Annotated in this window: 11 protein-coding genes and 1 pseudogene; 9 read left to right on the top strand and 3 right to left on the bottom strand. The window is 66.5% G+C overall.

Features of this window, described 5'->3' with window-relative positions; genetic code table 11:
* Positions 1-42: 42 nt before the first annotated feature.
* The 8 genes from modA to ACYVH8_RS00240 all read left to right on the top strand — a co-directional run bounded on the left by modA (position 43) and on the right by ACYVH8_RS00240 (position 10,229).
* Complete coding sequence (gene modA / locus ACYVH8_RS00275) at positions 43-798, top strand: molybdate ABC transporter substrate-binding protein (protein WP_460486875.1); 756 nt, start codon at positions 43-45, stop codon at positions 796-798.
* A gap of 14 nt (positions 799-812) precedes the next feature.
* Complete coding sequence (gene modB, locus ACYVH8_RS00270) at positions 813-1,496, top strand: molybdate ABC transporter permease subunit (RefSeq protein ID WP_460486874.1); 684 nt, start codon at positions 813-815, stop codon at positions 1,494-1,496.
* Positions 1,493-2,578, top strand: coding sequence for a molybdenum ABC transporter ATP-binding protein (modC, locus tag ACYVH8_RS00265; RefSeq protein WP_460486873.1), 1,086 nt, complete (start codon positions 1,493-1,495; stop codon positions 2,576-2,578). The genes modB and modC overlap by 4 nt, the downstream gene beginning before the upstream one ends.
* 191 nt (positions 2,579-2,769) lie before the next feature.
* Entirely contained in the window at positions 2,770-4,371 is a 1,602-nt protein-coding gene (locus ACYVH8_RS00260; RefSeq protein ID WP_460486872.1) for a hypothetical protein, read from the top strand.
* Positions 4,372-5,682 carry a hypothetical protein gene (locus tag ACYVH8_RS00255; protein WP_460486871.1) on the top strand — a complete coding sequence of 437 codons (1,311 nt, stop codon included), beginning with the start codon at positions 4,372-4,374 and terminating at the stop codon, positions 5,680-5,682.
* Positions 5,683-5,706: 24 nt separating this feature from the next.
* Positions 5,707-8,418, top strand: coding sequence for a hypothetical protein (locus ACYVH8_RS00250; RefSeq protein ID WP_460486870.1), 2,712 nt, complete (start codon positions 5,707-5,709; stop codon positions 8,416-8,418).
* 300 nt (positions 8,419-8,718) lie between these two features.
* Positions 8,719-9,354 (top strand): hypothetical protein, encoded by a 636-nt coding sequence (locus tag ACYVH8_RS00245; protein WP_460486869.1) that lies wholly within the window; start codon positions 8,719-8,721, stop codon positions 9,352-9,354.
* A gap of 215 nt (positions 9,355-9,569) precedes the next feature.
* Entirely contained in the window at positions 9,570-10,229 is a 660-nt protein-coding gene (locus tag ACYVH8_RS00240; protein ID WP_460486868.1) for a hypothetical protein, read from the top strand.
* A 133-nt stretch (positions 10,230-10,362) separates the two neighbouring features.
* Here ACYVH8_RS00240 and ACYVH8_RS00235 read toward each other — a convergent pair whose 3' ends face one another.
* From ACYVH8_RS00235 to ACYVH8_RS00225, 3 genes and pseudogenes are all read right to left on the bottom strand, one after another.
* Positions 10,363-11,208, bottom strand: coding sequence for a DNA alkylation repair protein (locus ACYVH8_RS00235; protein WP_460486913.1), 846 nt, complete (start codon positions 11,206-11,208; stop codon positions 10,363-10,365).
* A gap of 366 nt (positions 11,209-11,574) precedes the next feature.
* Positions 11,575-11,781: pseudogene (locus ACYVH8_RS00230) on the bottom strand (methyl-accepting chemotaxis protein); the annotation flags it as partial.
* 22 nt (positions 11,782-11,803) lie between these two features.
* Entirely contained in the window at positions 11,804-13,057 is a 1,254-nt protein-coding gene (locus ACYVH8_RS00225) for an Hsp70 family protein (protein WP_460486867.1), read from the bottom strand.
* A 153-nt stretch (positions 13,058-13,210) separates the two neighbouring features.
* Between ACYVH8_RS00225 and ACYVH8_RS00220 the strand changes: the two genes are divergently transcribed.
* On the top strand, positions 13,211-14,509 hold the full coding sequence (locus ACYVH8_RS00220; RefSeq protein WP_460486866.1) for a flavin-dependent oxidoreductase: 1,299 nt from the start codon (positions 13,211-13,213) through the stop codon (positions 14,507-14,509).
* Positions 14,510-14,537: the final 28 nt, after the last annotated feature.

The raw sequence follows: 14,537 nt of genomic DNA, 5'->3' as shown, positions 1-14,537 counted from the left end.
GCTACAGTTTCGCTATTCATTTTATGAATAGCGAGGGTCCGCATGAAACGTCTGTGCATTGCTCTGTCCGCCGTCTGTCTTGCGCTCGCGGCGCAGGCTGCCGAAGTCTCCGTCGCTGTGGCGGCCAATTTCACCGCGCCCATGCAGAAGATCGCCCCGCTGTTCGAGGCGGACACCGGCCACAGGGCCGTGCTGGCCTTCGGCTCCACCGGCCGTTTTTACGCGCAGATCAGGAACGGCGCGCCCTTCCATGTTCTGCTGGCCGCCGACGACGAAACACCCGCCAAACTGGAGAAGGAAGGGCAGGGTGTGGCCGGCACGCGTTTCACCTACGCCATCGGCCGCCTGGTGCTCTGGAGCAGACAACCCGGCCTGGTGGATGACCAGGGCGCGGTACTCAAGACGGGCAAGTTCGACAAGCTCGCCCTGGCCGACCCGAAGCTCGCGCCCTATGGCCTGGCCGCCATCGAAACCCTGACCCGGCTCGGCCTGCTGGACACGCTGCGCCCGAAGTTCGTGTTGGGCGAGAGCATCGCCCAGGCCCGGCAGTTCATCGCCACGGAGAACGCGCCCCTGGGTTTTGTCGCGTATTCGCAGGTGCTGGCCGAAGGCCGCCTGCAGGGCTCGGCCTGGCTGGTGCCGGCCGATCTGCACACCCCCATCCGGCAGGATGCGCTGCTGCTCGGCCGGGGCAAGGACAACGCCGCCGCCGCCGCCCTGCTGCAGTACCTGCGCGGCGACAAGGCGCGTGCCATCGTCCGTTCCTACGGCTACGATCTGGAAGACCCCCAGAAATAGCCAGCCCCGCACCCATGCCCTTCAGCCCCGAAGCCCTGCAGTCCGTCTGGCTTACCCTCGAACTGGCCGCGCTCACCACTGCGCTTCTGCTGCTGCTGGCCACACCCCTGGCCTGGTGGCTGGCGCAGACGCGTTCGCGCTGGCGCGCGCCCGTCAGCGCCCTGGTCACGCTGCCGCTGGTGCTGCCGCCCACGGTGCTGGGCTTTTACCTGCTGGTGGTCCTGGGCCCGCAGGGGCCGCTGGGCCAGCTCACGCAGGCCCTGGGCTGGGGCCTGCTGTCCTTCACCTTCACGGGCCTGCTGATCGGCTCCATCGTCTACTCCCTGCCCTTCGCGGTGCAGCCGCTGCAAGATGCCTTCGAGACCATGGGCCGGCGCCCCATGGAGGTGGCCGCCACGCTGCGCGCCCGCCCGCTGGACGCCTTCTTCACCGTGGCCCTGCCCCAGGCCCGCGCCGGATTCCTCACCGCCGCCATCCTGAGTTTCGCGCACACCGTGGGTGAGTTCGGCGTGGTGCTCATGATCGGCGGCAACATCCCAGGCCAGACCCGTGTGGTCTCCACCCAGATCTACGGCCATGTGGAAGCCATGGAATACGCCCAGGCCCACTGGCTGGCCGGTGGCATGGTGCTGTTCTCCTTTGTCGTGCTGCTGGCGCTGGCCCTGCTGCGCCGGCGCAATATGCGTGTGATGCCATGAGCGCCGACGGGTTCCACATCCGCCTCACGCTGCCGCGTGCCGACTTCGACGTGCATGTCAGCCTGGCCCTGCCTGCGCGCGGCATCACCGTGCTCTATGGTGCCTCCGGTTCGGGCAAGACCAGCGTGCTGCGCTGCGTGGCCGGGCTGGAGCGGGCGCAGCATGCACGCATCGTTGTGGGCGGCGAGGTCTGGCAGGACGGCGCGCAGCGCGTCTTCCTGCCCACGCACCGCCGCGCCCTGGGTTATGTCTTCCAGGAAGCCAGCCTGTTTGATCACCTCGATGTCGAGGGCAATCTGCGCTACGGCCTGCAGCGCGCCCGCGCGCCCGGCGCAGAGCTCACGCTGCACACCGCCGTGCAGCTGCTGGGCATAGGCGACCTGCTGCGCCGCCGCACCGACCAGCTCTCGGGCGGCGAGCGCCAGCGCGTGGCCATCGCCCGCGCCCTGGCCACCAGCCCCAGGCTGCTGCTGCTGGACGAGCCCATGGCCGCACTGGACAGCGCGCGCCGCCAGGACATCCTGCCCTGGCTGGAGCGCCTGCGCGACGAGCTGCGCATCCCCATGCTTTACGTCACCCACTCGGCCGACGAGCTGGCCCGCCTGGCCGACCACCTGGTGGTGCTGGAACGCGGCCGGGTGCAGGCCGAAGGGGCCGTGCAGGAGGTGCTCTCCGCCATCGACAGCCCCGTGGTGGCGGGGGAGGACGCCGGTGCCCTGCTGAGCGGCCGGGTGGCCGAGCGCGACGCGCACTGGCAACTGGTGCGTGTGGCCTTTGACGGCGGCAGCCTCTGGCTGCGCGACAGCGGCGTGCCCGTGGGCCAGGCCGTGCGCCTGCGTGTGCTGGCCCGTGACGTGAGCCTCACCACCGAAGAGCCGCAGCACACCAGCATCCAGAACCACCTGCCTTGCACGGTCGAATCCATCGCGCCGGATGCCCACCCCTCGCAGGTGCTGCTGCGGGTGCGCTGCGGCGCCTCGGTTCTCTTGGCGCGCATCACGCGCCGCGCGCTCGATGCCCTGGGCCTGCAGCCCGGCAGCGCGGCCTGGGTGCAGGTGAAGTCCGTGGCGCTGGTGCAGTAGGGTGGCGCGGGGCATCCCCTGTTTATGGGATGCCTATCGCGTCACAGTTGCGTAGCATCGCCTCAAGCCCTCAAGCCCTCAAGCCCTCAAGCCCTCAAGCCCTCAAGCGCTAGCTCCGGTGTTCTCAGCCGGCGTTGATCTCCAATCCTCCCGCGGGCAGGGCGGGTATCCAATGTCAGGAGTGACAGCAGGTGTTTCCACTTCGTGCCATGTTTCTTGAGCTTGCTTCCGATCAGGAAGAGCGTGCCCTGACGCCCTGCGATCGCCAACTGGAGCGCCAATTGGCTCAGTTGCCGGCTGAAACCGGTGAGCCTGCCACGCTTCATCCCGAACACAGCGAAGACAAGTCCTATCGGATCGACTTCGTCCTGAACCCCAAAGCCTGGGGCAATAGCGCATCAAACAAGCCCATCACGATCTGGATAGACAAGAAACCAGAAGGTTTCCCATGGGCGCTGGCACGCGAGGTCAACTCGGCTTTCGTCCTGGGAAGCTGGAGCCAGGTTGATCAGTTCGGTGTGGGTGTTTTCGGACTGCAGCGTTACGACAGCCTGAGCGAGTTCGGGCCCGGCGGGAAGCTTCACGGCGGCCTGTCCGGCGACGATCTCGAGAAATTCCTCGGTGCGCGGGTGGCTCTGGAGCGAAGGCCGCTCTGGGATGCCTACACGGCGGCCCGGCAAGCCTTGAGGCACAAGGCCCAGGTCCATGAGGAGCTGATCGAGAGTTATGCCCAGTGCCGAGCTCTGCGCGAAGAGTTGCCCGCCTGCGACCGCGCCACACTGGACGAGGCCCGTCGCTACCTGTCCCTGTCCGACCAGAGTGATGCGCGCGTGCGCGCGGCTTTGAAACCCACCTCCAACCTGACCCATGCCTTGACAGGCCCTGACGGGCGGGCCCTGGTGGCGGCTGTGCGAGCGCTTGCGCCGCCGCTGCAGCAGTTGCGAACCGCGCAGGAGAGCTACAAGAAGACATTGCCCGAGAGCACGAAGGAGATGCTCATGGGCAATCTCTGGATGGCGATGCTCGGGCCGCTTTCCTTGCCGCTTCAGATCCAGCGCCATGCACGCCAGGTCAAAAACGCCATGACGCCACCTACCGAGCGTGCCGCTGCCGCCGCAGCGCTCGCCCAAAAAAGCGCAGCTTTCCAGGAAGTCTACACCACCTATGCTGCAGCATTTCCCATCCTGAACAAGGTTGGCGAGCATGTGGATGAAGCCGCCGGCAAGCTGGGAGAAGGTCCGTTCACCCGCCGTGTGGTCGATGCGCTCCAGGACGCGCTGGAGGCCTCGACTGAGCTCAGCGAGGTCCTGGCCCAGGACCCCGTGAAAGTCTGGCGCTTCCCCGGCCTGATCAATCGTTCCCTGGAGCGAGGGTTTGGCACGGACCTCCCATTTGCGCAGCGCGTGGCCGCCAACCGGCTGCTCAAGGAAAATGCCACCCCTTTCTTTGCCCGACTCAACGGCGGGATTCAGTTGCTCGACAGCACGCTCACGCTCGTGCCCAGTCCGCACGTCAAGGTGGCCATGTTGTTAGCCACGGTGATCGGTGACACGGCCGAACTCGTCGAGAGCTATTTCCATACCGCAGAGCAGCGCCTGGGGTTCCGGGCTGCCATCGATCCTTCGCGTGCTCTGGGGCCTGATGCTTCCTATGCCAGCACATTGCTGCAGACCGCCTTCCTCGGCCTGGGACTGCTGCCGGTCAAGGGCCTGGCCAAGGAGTGGGTCGAGGAGGGCGCGAAAGCCACCCAGGCGCGCAAGGCGCGGCAGATCGCATTGCAAGGAGCCATGTAAATGGGCGCCGGTACCGCCAGCCATGTGATTGCCGAGACCCCCGCGGCTTATAAGCAGGCCATCGACGCGGCAATCGCCTCTGACTTTTCGGGCGAGCTGGTGAAATGGCTCGAAGGCTCGGGTGTGCTGCTCAAGATCGCCTGTCTCTCGGACAAGATCTCCAGTCAGGTTCATGCCTTCCGCACGGCCCGAGAGCTGGTTGCCTCTAGCCGCAGCCAGATTTCCATGAATGCCTACACGATGATTCGCGACACGCTTACGGCAGAGGTTCGCAGTCTCAACGCCGGTTCCGGCGAGATGAGGCAACTGGGCGAGGCGTTCGAGCAGGAGGTCCGGCGCAGTGATGCTTTCGTGAACGTCGTCACGAACCTCGCCAAAGAGGCGCAACCCTCCAGTCTGGCGGCGATCCAGTTGACCGAGGCGCATTGTCGTCTGCTTCTTCGTTTGGCCGATCGTCTTGGTGAACTGCCTGCAGGGCACGCGGCAGCCGAGGCCTTCCGCAAGTTCGTCAGTGTGGTTCCCCTGCACGACCCGGGCTGGGCCGCCATTGCGCATATCGCGCTGGACCGGGCCGGCCGCATGCGGGGAAAGTTCCCCGGGCTGGATCGCAAGGCCATGCAGAAGAATCCGATTGCCAACTGGATCATCGAGAACTCCTACACCTGGCACGGCAAGGGAGAAATGTTCGAGTTCTACGGCAAGCGCTACCGCGCCACGGCAGATGCTGCCAACGACGCCCTGCGCGCGGCCCGCCAGCGGGCTGCGACGCGTGGACCGGACTGGACGGCCGACATCACCATCGGCGAGATGCGGCTTGGCCGCGCCGACCAGGAGGTGGGCAGCTGGTCCAAGTTTGCGGATGAGGCGGTGCTGAGTTATCCGAAAACCTCAGCCGCCGGCGCGCAGCAGGTGAGGGCAGGGACCCTGCCGGTGCACGGCCCGGCTCAGCCCAGCGCGCTGTTCCAGTTCAAGGCGGAGTCAGAGTTGCGCCAGAGCGCGATTCCAGCCCAGCAGGCCAATGACCTCAAACGCACACTCGACGCCTGGGCGCAAGGCGAGCCTGTCTATGCCGCGACGCTGATGCGCGACGACAAGGGCAATATCGTACAGCGCATCTTCTTGCTGGAGCCGCCCGATCCCAAGGCCGGTCTGAGCTTCTTTGGCATCGGCACCTGGCAGGCCCGGATCGCCGATCGCGCGGAACTGGCGGCGCGCGGCGCATTGGTCACCAACATCAAGGCCGACATCAAGAACCAGGAGTTGCGCACACTGTGGCGCGAAATCTTCTGGGACGCTTTCGAGTCACTTTAGGAAGCCATCAAGGAGGAAATGATCATGGAAAAACGAGTTGCTGAATTTTCCCTGCTGCGAGATCCCGTCGCGCCGCTCGACGAGTCCCGCAAGGTGCTGCGTGTCAGATCGTCTCTGCAGCAGCAGGTGGACAACATGGTCACGACCGACATCACGATGCAGGAGATGCTGGAAGCCGTTGCCGCCTCGGCAGCCTCCCGCATGAATGCGGTCACATTCGCTGTGGCCCGCTCTCGTGCCGACGAACCGGTGTTCGATCTGCCTCAGGGCGTGGACGTGAGCGAGGGCAACATCTCGATCCTCATGCGCCTGGTTCAGCTTTCAGACTGGCTGGCAGACCAGGCTGACGAGGCTGGTGAGATGGCCATCAGGACCCGGCTCAAGGAGCTGGGGCTCGTTCCCGAAGGCGAACTGAGCCCCAAGAATTTCGAGATGCTGCTGCGCGACATCGGCGATGTGTTGGTGGCCCTGGCCGGATTGCAGTTGCAGCGCTTCGATGTGCTGGCAGACGTTACCCGCCTCTATTCCGTCCTGGCCCTGGTCATGGACCTGCTCGAGACGGCGGGCCATTCCCAGGTCAAGACAGTGCGGGTCCTTCTGATGCGCGCGGTGCTGCTGCCGTCCCGGCTGCAACTGCTCTTCCCTCAGGCCAGTATTCCGATGGTGCGGACCGCTGGCGTTTCAGACCTGTACCTCCTGCGCAGTGAATGGCGTGGTTACGTACGTGGCGAGATTGCGGCGCTGAAATCCGTCATGGCTAAGGAGCGCCTCAAGCAAGAGGCCTCTGAAACTCGCGAAACCGAGCGTATCGAATCTACCGATTCCACGCAGTCTTCGGAGCAGGAAACGTCCCAGGAGACGCGCAACAGCAGCGAGTTGAGCAAGGAGGTATCCACCTCTTTGACCGCGGCCCTGCAGGCGGGCGTCAACGCGGACGTGACCGGTGTTTTTCCCGGTGGCACCTACCGTGTCGGCGCCAACGCGCAGGGCAGCATCGGCATCTCGCACGCCGAGCGCCTGGCCACGCGCACTGCGCAAGAGGCTGTGTCCAAAGCCGTCTCGCGTGTGGAGTCGAGCGTCCGGACCCAGCGCTCCACGCGTGAGCTGGTGCGCAACATCAGCGGCCAGGAATACGAACTCGACAACGAAGGCAGCACTCACGTGCGTGGTGTCTACCGCTGGGTGGATCGTGTCGAGCGTTTCCAGATCTACAAGATCCCCGACCGGCTGCAACTGGAGTTCCAACTGCCCCAGCCGGCCGAGTTCTTCAAGGCGCGCCAGCGCGCGGCCGCAGCCATGGCGGATAAGGGCGCCCCCCCGCAGTGGAAGGTCACCCTCGACTCGACAGCCACAGACGCCACGCTGCACAAGATCATCGATCAGAGAAGCGCCGACAAGCTGGCCAGCCTGTACCACGCCACCGAGATTCCCCCCATGCCCAAGGATTTGCTGTCGCTGACGGAGGTCATCACGGTGAAGGCGGACGGGACGCCAGCGGATAGTGATGGGACGGACCTGCTGGCTCCCCTGGCCTCAGCTCGTCAGGAACTGGTCATCCCCGACGGCTACGAGGCCTACACCGTCGAGTACTTCATGTCGGCTACGCCCGCCAAAGGGAAGTGGGTGCGGGAGAAGAGCAACAACCTGGCTAGCACGCCAGGCCACGACATTACGGAAATGCATGTCTTTCATTCCATCGTGGCCGAGGCCTTCATCGGCGGCCGTGTCGAGTACGTTACGGACTGGCGTCCCGAAGACCAAAACCTGGAGGATCTGTACACGACGCAAGGCAGCGGATTCAACCGAAGCCCTAACTTCGGCAACGCCTTCGCCCGCTCCAGCGCTGTGCGCAGCATCGGCTTGGCCCCGGGCACCCAAAGCCCCACCGATGCGCCGGTGCGCACGCGGCTCGTGGTTGGCTTCCGCGCCGTGGGGACATCGCACCTGCAGGCCACGGTGCGCGTGCACTGTCGCCGCACGGCCGAAAGCTACGCGACCTGGCGCCAGCAGGTCCACGATGTGCTCTACAACGCCTGGTCACGCTGGAACCGCGACTACGAGTCTTCGCGCCAGACATCCACCATGTTCGGCCTGGCGCCGACGGGCGAACGCTCGCCCCTCAAGAACCGCAAGCTGATCGTCGAGGAGATCAAGCGCCAGATCATCGCGTGGTTGCTGGAGGAGTCGCCGTTCACGGGGCGCGGGTCGCTCAAGCCGCTCGGAGCCAACGAAGCCTGGCGCGACGTCGACGTCAACCGGACGATAGCGAACGCGCCCATCATCCAATTCTTCGAACAGGCCTTCGACTGGCCCAGCATGGCCTGGCTCTTTTATGCCTACTACTGGGCCGACAAAAACAACTGGACCGATCTGGCCTCGCTGGAGGCCAATGACCCGGATATGGAGGCCTTCCTGCGGGCGGGTTCGGCGCGTGTCCTGGTGCCTGTGCGCAAGTCCTTCGAGGACGCAGTCAAGTACTGGCTTGTCTACCGTCAGCCTTTTCTGGGGCGTGGCCTGCCACTGCCAGGTCACCCCATGTTCGTGGCCCTGGCTGACGAAATACGTAACCTCACCGAATCCAGCGTCGAGGGTGTGCCGGTCGGCAGGGCGTGGGATGTCAAGACCGCCACCCAGTTTGTCTGGCTCGACGAGTCCACATCACTTCCGCAGAATGAGCATCCCCGGATCGGCGAGACCGCGACAACTGCGCCCGTGGTCCCCGTCACTGTGGACTGAGCTCGCAGGCCTGCGCGGCCAGGTAAGGCAGGCCAACCGGGTGCTGGCCGTCGCTGACGTCGCGCCTTCACCCGTCTGGGCAGTGCGGCGCCCGTGTGCTCATTCGTCGTCCGCCGTCTCATTGATCCGCTCTTTCACCCCGTTGAGCATCTGCTCCAGCTGCTCGCGTTCCTTCGCGGCGAGCCCGCCAGACAGGTCCGTGGCCAGGCTGCAGCGGACAATGCAGGCGGCCCAGGCCTAAGGCCCTGCAAGCGTCAAAGGTTTCTTGCGAAGAGCGGTTTGGCGGACTAAGCTGACTGGATGGAGTTCATCCATACCCCGGCCGCACCGCCAGAACATCCGCGCCAGCCCGGGCAAGACCTGCTGCGGCGCATGACCCTGGCCGCCGGCCTGCTGTTGCCGGTCGCCGCCGCATGCGAGCAGCGGGACTGGAGTCTGGGCGTGTATGGCGGCCAGTATTACGATTCCGAGCCCGCCGGCCTGACGCAGGGCCGGGCCAACTTTCTCAACCAGTACATCGTGGCCCTGACGGCCAGCAAGACGCTTTGGCGCGCCCAGGAATGGCCCCTCTCGCTGGAAGTGGATGGCATGGTCGGCCACCAGTTCGGCCAGGCCACCCTGCAGGAATTTGCCTTTGCGCCCGTGCTGCGCTGGAGCGGTTTTCCCTGGAGCCGGGCGCTGCCCACCAGTTTTCGCGCCGGCCCTCTGGGTTATTCCTACACCACCATCGTGAGCCCGCTGGAGCGCAGCGCCAGCGGCGAGGGCAGCCGGCACCTGAATTTCCTGATGCTCGAGCTGACCTTTTCTCCGCCCCAGGCCAGGGAGCATGAAGTCTTTGTGCGCCTGCACCACCGCTGCACCATCTACGACCTGATCAACAACTACGGCGCCAACGGCCAGGATTTCCTGGCCATCGGTTACCGGCGCTTTTTTTGAAGCAGGTGGGCAGCAGGGCCCGGGTGCGGTTGACGTCCGTGGACCGGCCAGGCCGCGCAGCGGGAAATGACTTGAAACACTCTTTCCGGCAGGGGCAACAGAAAGCCGTGTATCGTCTCGCGTGAGTGACCGCTATCAGGGGGAAGAACAAGTCGGCACATCGGCGGGCCTGTAAGGCCTGCTTCCCGTGTCTGGCCTCTTTCCAAGCCCTGAAAATGTTCGGTCTGTTCAAACAGAAAATTCCTTCGTCCCCCGCTGCGCCCTTTGGCGAGAATCCCCTCACGGACCTCGGGCCGCGGCGCATGAACCTGGAGGAGCGCAAGCAGGTGCGCCGCGAGATGGTCTACCAGTCCGTGCGCGAAAACCTGCTGCTGCTGGAAATCATCTCCAGCATGTACAAGTTCAAGGCGGTCGGCCTGGACGAACGGCAGCACCGTTTCATGGTTGTCGTGGACGTGGCCAGCGGCTTCATCGCCAGGCGCGGCGGCGCCGTGATGCGCCTGAACGAGGTCGAGAGGTTCCTCATCGAGCGCACCTTTGCCCAGTACGGCGTGCGCATCGACGCGATCTACTGGCGTTTTCATCCGGAGGTCAGAACCTTTGTGCGCGGCAGCCGCACCGGCGACAGCGGCAAGCCTGTGGCGCCCAAGGCTGCGCCGGCACCTGCGCCCGCAGCGCAGCCCCCCCTGCTCGCGCGCAAGCCGGGTTCACGCCATGAAGCCGTGAGCCCCGAAGAGATGCAGGCCTTCGAGCGGGCCATCGCACGGGGCGCCAAACCGCCGCCCCTGCACCTGGGGGATCTTGAATACCAGTCCGACCTGGCGCCACTGGAGCCCCAGCCCATGGCCGGCGGCACACAATACGGCGCGCTCTGAGCCTTGGGGCCGAGCAAGTCCGTCCGTGTCGAGCTTGCCTGTCCTGAGCTTGTCGAAGGGTCGAAACGCCCCCCTTGCAAATCAAGGACCTGCCGTGGCCTTCGACAGGCTCAGTCCGAACGGCAAGGCGTGCTCAGCCTGACCCTCGGTCCGTCTTGAGCATGAAGTGGCCTTGCGCCACCGTCAGGCCGTTCACCAGCAGTTCCACCGCGTGCCGCCCCGGGTAGTGCACCCGCGTGGTGAAGTCCGCCATCGTCTGGTTCTTGGTGATGGCGATTTCCGCCTGGCCTGCCAGTTCCAGCGTGCGCAGCTTGAAGACCTTGCGGCTGCGCTCGCCGTTTTTCTTCACGTAGTGGAGGGCGTAGTCGATCACCAGCTTCTGCGCCTGCCGCGCGGTGGAGACCAGCGTGGCGTTCAACTGCAGCGTCTGCCCCAGGCGGATCACCTTGGGCGCCACGCTGAAAGACTGCAGCTGCACCTTGGCGCCCAGCGTGGCCCCCACGAGCTGGAGCGCGCGCGGGTGGCCGGCCTTGATGAGGTTGCGCAGCGCGTGCTTGACGATCCACTGCGTCTCGGCCGGTTCCCTGGGCCAGCCCTCCAGCAGTTCCAGCACCCAGTCGGGGTGGTCCTTGGCGATGTCGTTGAGGTGGTTGGCCACCGAGCGGCGCACGTAGTCGCTGGGGTCGGCCCGGAGTTTTTCCAGGATCGGCCGCGCGCGCTGCGGCTCGGCCATCAGCAGGGGCAGGCGCCGGGCCCAGGGCAGGCGCGGGCGGGTGCCTTCGCTGGCCAGGCGGCGCACGTGCTCGCTGGCGTCTTCGGCCCAGCGCAGGGCCAGGGCCAGCACCGCGTCGGGGTCCTGCGCGATGTAGGGGCGGATGGCGAACTCCGCGCTGCTGTAGGGCGTGAGCTCGCGCAGCGCCTCCAGCGAGAGTTCGAAATGGCCCAGCCCGTGCCGGCCCACGAACTCGGGCAGCACCATGTCGGCAAAACCTCCGGGCAGCAGCGGCGCCATCTTGCGCACGGCCTTCAGGGCCTGGGGGTAATCGGGAGGCAGATGCGCGCGCAGGCTGTCCGCCGCACGGCTCATGCGCTGCATGATGGACAGCGCATCCAGCCCCTTGCGTGCCATGGCCAAGTAGGCCCGCTCGTCGAAACCCGGGTGCGCCTGCGCCGCCGCGCGGCCGATCCTGGCCATGACCTTGGCGTTCAGCAGGTCCTTGAGCAGCGGGGCTTGTGCTTGTGTCATGGCGAAGAGCGTAGCGCTTTCTTGTTCCCTCCCCCCGCCCGCAGATTTCCTCCACCAGCGGCACCGGCTCCTGCGCCTGGCCGCCGCCGCCATCTCTTCCACCAGGGCCGCGTTCTGCTGCGTGGCCTGGTCCATCTGCGTGACCGCTTCGCCGATCTGGGCCACGACCTCGCCGCCCTGCGCGGCCACCGTGGACGCGCTTTGCGCGAGCTGGTTGGCCTGGCGTGCGTTGTCCGCGTTCTGCTTCACGGTGGACGACAGTTCCTCCATCGACGCGGCGGTCTCTTCCAGCGCGCTGGCCTGAGCGGGGCCGCAGGGCCCCGTGGCCTCAAGCGCTGTAGACCAGCCCCGAAGCCACTCCGCCAAACAGATCCCCCTCCACCAGCGGCACCCCCGCAAATTCCGCCTGCAGCGCGCGCTGCAAGGGCCGCAGGGCCGAGGAGCCGCCGGTGAGGTAGATGGCGTCGAGAGAGTGGTCGTTCACGCCGGCCTTGCGCGCACACTCGCGCGCGCAGGCCACAGTGCGTGTCAGCAGGGTGTTCAGGTGTTCCTGCATGCCGGCCACTGTCATCTGCGCGGTCAGGCCGGCTTCGATGGCCGCGCAGTCCATGGCCGCGTCGGCATCCGTCTGCGAGCAGCGGATCTTGGCCTGCTCCACCTCGTGGGCGATACGGTGGCCGTGGTGCTCCGTCAGCACGCGCATCAGGCGCTGGTGCAGCTTGATCTCCGCGTAGTTGGTCCACAGGGCCTGTGTCTGGGCGATGGCGCGGGGCTGGTAGAGCCAGTGGATCAGATGCCAGGTGGACAGGTCGAAGAAGATGCGGCTGGGCACCTCGCGTCCCTCGGGGCCGATGTGGCGGTAACCCAGCAGGGGCATCACCTGCTCCAGGCTGAGCTTGTGGTCGAAGTCCGTGCCGCCGATGTGCACACCCGTGGTGGCCAGCACGTCGGGTGTCCTGTCTGCAAGCTCCATGCGGTCCGGCCCCAGGCGCACCACGGTGAAGTCCGAGGTGCCGCCGCCCAGGTCCACCACCAGCACCGTGCTCTCCTGGCTCAGGCGGCGCTCGTAGTCCAGCGCCGCGGCGATCGGCTCCAGCTGGAAAGACACTTCGGTGAATCCCACCGTCTGCGCCGCCTGCAGTAAAGACTGCTGGGCCAGCGCATCACGCTCCGCGTCGTCGTCCACAAAATGCACAGGCCGGCCCATCACCACGCGCGCGGGCGCCGCGCCCAGCGCCTGCGTGGCGCGTTCGCGCAGCGTGGCCAGGAAGGTGGCGATGATCTCCTGGAAGCTGATCTGCCGGTTGTTCACCACCGTGGTCTCCAGCAGCAGCGGGCTGCCCAGCAGGCTCTTGAGCGAACGCATCAGCCGCCCCTCGGTGCCCTCCAGGTACTGCGTCACCGCATCGCGGCCGAAGTGGGTGCTGTGGTCTTCGCTGTTGTAGAACACCGCCGTGGGCATGGCCGTGGCCTGGCCCTCCAGCGCGATCAGCCGCGCCGTGCCCCCGGGCGCGGCCCAGGCCATGGCGGAATTGGAGGTGCCGAAATCGATGCCGAGGGTGCCGGGGAGGGGACGGGTCATGAAAAGGGTCAGGTGCCGGGTAGCCGGCTGCGAAAGACGGGGGATTTTGCCACCATGCCGCGTGGGTGGCGCGGGGGCGGGCCGGGGCCCGGCCCATGCCTTACAGTGTCGCCACGCCCGGGGCCAGACCCCGGTCCGGACTCTCAAACCTACATGATTTCCCCCAAACAAGAACCAGCCCCCGTCCTCATCGCCGGCGGCGGCATCGGCGGCCTCACGCTGGCCCTCACCCTGCACCAGATCGGCGTGCCCTGCCAGGTGTTCGAGGCCGTGCCCGAACTCCTGCCCCTGGGCGTGGGCATCAACCTGCAGCCCAATGCCGTGCGCGAGCTGTATGAATTGGGCATAGGCGCCGAGCAGCTGGACGCCATCGGCATCCAGGCGCGTGAATGGGCCCTGGTGGGCCGCAACGGCAACGACGTGTACACAGAGCCGCGCGGCCTGCTGGCCGGCTACAAATGGCCGCAGTATTCCGTGCACCGCGGCCAGCTGCAGATGCTGCTGCTGGCCGCGGTGCAGCGCCGCCTGGGGCCGGGCGCCGTGCAGCTGGGCCAGCGCGTCACGGGCTACCGCAACGAAGCACAGGGCGTCACCGCCCTCATCGAGACCCGCAGCGGCGAGCGCCGCGAAGTGCCCGGCAGCCTGCTCATCGCTGCCGACGGCCTGCACTCCGCCGTGCGCGCGCAGATGCACCCCACGCAGCCGCCCATCCAGTGGGGCGGCGCCATCATGTGGCGCGGTGTCACGCCGGGCGTGGCCCACCGCACGGGTGCCTCTTTCGTCGGCGTGGGCTCGCTCAGGCACCGTGTGGTGGTCTACCCCATCTCCCCGCCGGATCCGAAGACCGGCCTGTCCATGATCAACTGGATCGCCGAGATCACCGTGGACAACCAGGGCGGCTGGACCCAGGGCGACTGGAACCGCCGCGTGCAGCTGCAAGAGTTCATCCACTACTTCGAAGGCTGGAACTACGACTGGCTGGACGTGCCCGCCATGCTGCGCGGCGCCAAGGAAGTGTTCGAGTACCCCATGATCGACCGCGACCCCGTGCCCACCTGGGCGGACGGCCGCGTGGCCCTGCTGGGCGACGCCGCGCACGTGATGTACCCTGTGGGCTCGGCCGGCGCCAGCCAGGCCATCGTGGACACGCGCGTGCTGGGCGCGGCCCTGCTGCGGCACGGCGTGAATGCGCAGGCGCTGCTGGCCTACGACCAGAAGCTGTGCAAGGACATCTCGGCCCTGGTGCTGCGCAACCGCGGCTCCGGCCCCTTTGCCATCCTGGGCCTGGTGGACGAGCGCTGCGGCGGCGTCTTCGACAACATCGATGCCGTGATCCCCAAGACCGAGCGCGATGAAATCATGGCCCGTTACAAGCAGGCTGCCGGGTTTGCCATCGAGACGCTGAATGCGGCCCCACCCATCATTGCGCCGGGCGCACGGGTGTCGGCCTGAGCCCGGTTTGGGCCCTTGAGGGGAGATG

This window comes from Curvibacter fontanus (assembly GCF_054780335.1).
Note: the sequence above shows the minus strand (reverse complement) of the source record. Positions and strands in the feature narration are given on the sequence as shown.

Bases quoted from the DNA above. Each gene is read 5' to 3' on its own strand.
- modC (WP_460486873.1), top strand. From the start codon at position 1,493: ATGAGCGCCGACGGGTTCCACATCCGCCTCACGCTGCCGCGTGCCGAC.
- ACYVH8_RS00220 (WP_460486866.1), top strand. From the start codon at position 13,211: ATGATTTCCCCCAAACAAGAACCAGCCCCCGTCCTCATCGCCGGCGGC.
- ACYVH8_RS00225 (WP_460486867.1), bottom strand. From the start codon at position 13,057: ATGACCCGTCCCCTCCCCGGCACCCTCGGCATCGATTTCGGCACCTCC.
- ACYVH8_RS00240 (WP_460486868.1), top strand. From the start codon at position 9,570: ATGTTCGGTCTGTTCAAACAGAAAATTCCTTCGTCCCCCGCTGCGCCC.
- ACYVH8_RS00255 (WP_460486871.1), top strand. From the start codon at position 4,372: ATGGGCGCCGGTACCGCCAGCCATGTGATTGCCGAGACCCCCGCGGCT.
- modA (WP_460486875.1), top strand. From the start codon at position 43: ATGAAACGTCTGTGCATTGCTCTGTCCGCCGTCTGTCTTGCGCTCGCG.
- ACYVH8_RS00250 (WP_460486870.1), top strand. From the start codon at position 5,707: ATGGAAAAACGAGTTGCTGAATTTTCCCTGCTGCGAGATCCCGTCGCG.
- ACYVH8_RS00245 (WP_460486869.1), top strand. From the start codon at position 8,719: ATGGAGTTCATCCATACCCCGGCCGCACCGCCAGAACATCCGCGCCAG.
- ACYVH8_RS00235 (WP_460486913.1), bottom strand. From the start codon at position 11,208: ATGGTGCTGCCCGAGTTCGTGGGCCGGCACGGGCTGGGCCATTTCGAA.
- modB (WP_460486874.1), top strand. From the start codon at position 813: ATGCCCTTCAGCCCCGAAGCCCTGCAGTCCGTCTGGCTTACCCTCGAA.